Below are 1,840 nucleotides of genomic sequence, written 5' to 3'. Positions count from 1 at the left end.
TGTATCAGATGTATTAGATAAATATATCCTGCGCACTGTTATAAATTTTTGTAAATAAATTCATTTTTAATACCTAAAAGACTAGTTAAATCAAACTAGTCTTTTTTTGTTTTTAGTAAAAAGGGGTTTTAAAAATATGCATAATTAAAAAAATTTACATTTTTTTATAACAAAGCAGATTTTCATTTTGAAGAAGCGAAAACTTTTAATTTAATGATTTTAACTATATCTTCTCTGATCTTTACTGTTTCTATTTTAACGAATATTAAAAAAATTCATCTTCAAAACAAGATGTCTCGTTCCGAATAAATATCTTAATTTATGTCTTTTTCTAAAGATTTTTAAAAACAAAATAAAGATTATTTTTTACACCTAAAACAAGTTCTTTTCCGTCGGGACTTGTTTTTTTTTTTTTTTGTGTATAATAATCTTAATAATTTGAAAAATTAAATTATTAAAAATTAATTCCAAAATTAAGAAAGGTTAAAAAAGAAATGAATTGTAAAGAATTTATTCGGAAACATAAGAAAATAATAACTTTAGTAGCGATAGGGTTGTTAGGGATTTTGCTAATAGTAGGAATTAAATATTTAATTAAACATTTAAAGGATAATAAGTTTGAAAGTCCGTCCACAGTTGAAAGTCCGTCCACAGTTGAAAGTCCGTCCACAGTTGAAAGTCCGTCCACAAGTGTGAACTCAAGCACAACTTTAAATATTTTAAACGAAAAAGTTCCAGATAATGGTTTTTTAATTTTTTTAAAATTTTTTGACCAATATGAAAAACATAAAAACGCTTTAACTAAAAACATAAATTTCCGCAAAAGCATTTATCACTCTTTAAATAGAAAAGATTTAGAACAAACAAATGATAATTTCAAATTATCATCATCTCCAGTGTTATTTACCAAAGGTTTTTTCAACCATAATGAATCTTTTTTTCCTAAAAAAAATTTCCCTTTTAATGAAGAAGATGCTGAAGCATATAAAGACGATAAATTAGAAAATGACGGTTTTGATGAAGAAAAAGCTCTAAACTTATTACAACAAGCTTGGAATGATTTAACTCCTGAACAAAAACAAGATAATTATAAATTAAATTTATTTATTCAAGAAGATATTAAAAAAAAATGTTCAACAAATATACAAAATTTAACTGATTCAATTTTAAAACAAATAAACAAATTATTCACTACTTTTATTAACAAAAATCATTTACCAGAAAATAAAATCAAAATTCAAATAGTTGATCAAAAGGAAAATAAAACAGATCCCTCACAAAATATGAATATGAGTTTGGATATAATACTATTGAGTTTTTATATAATGAATAAATTCAATTTTTTAAATATGAATCCGAATATTTATATCAATGAATTTTTAAACATTGGTATAATAGAAAAACAAATAACTTTAAACTTTTCCCCTTTAAAAATATATTTAGATGAAATGAAGCAACAAGGTCATGAAATTGATACCCGATTTTTTCAGGGAAGAAAGAAAGCTTATCCAGGAGTTAATCCGGAAAAAGGTCTTTTCATTTCTTCTTATAAAGATTTTTTAAAATTTTACAATGATGTTATTGTAAAATTATTGCCTTTAAGAAGTAATAACACTCAAGAACAACAACTCATACAACAAACACATGAAGAAATCTTTAAAAAAGTATTTGCTTTAGTCAAAGATTATCGATTTAATATTCCATTAGTCAATTATATAGCCACAAATTAAAGAAAGGGATTATCAGGATAAATTGATATGCAACTCATGAAGAAATTAAAACAAAAAATTAGTGTTAAAAACATTATTATTATGTTAATTATTTTTTATTTTTTAGCTAC

1 protein-coding gene is annotated in these 1,840 nt (G+C 23.2%); it reads left to right on the top strand.

Translation table 11 applies throughout. The features are described from left to right. Nucleotides 1–494: 494 nt before the first annotated feature. Nucleotides 495–1,730, top strand: a complete 1,236-nt coding sequence (locus KTO59_RS04125) for a hypothetical protein (protein WP_284928790.1) — start codon at nt 495–497, stop codon at nt 1,728–1,730. Nucleotides 1,731–1,840 lie beyond the last annotated feature (110 nt).

It is taken from the genome of Candidatus Phytoplasma sp. AldY-WA1, assembly GCF_020312115.2.
GTDB classification, from domain to species: Bacteria; Bacillota_I; Bacilli_A; order Acholeplasmatales; family Acholeplasmataceae; genus Phytoplasma; species Phytoplasma vitis.
This window is presented reverse-complemented; position numbering and strand designations above follow the sequence as displayed.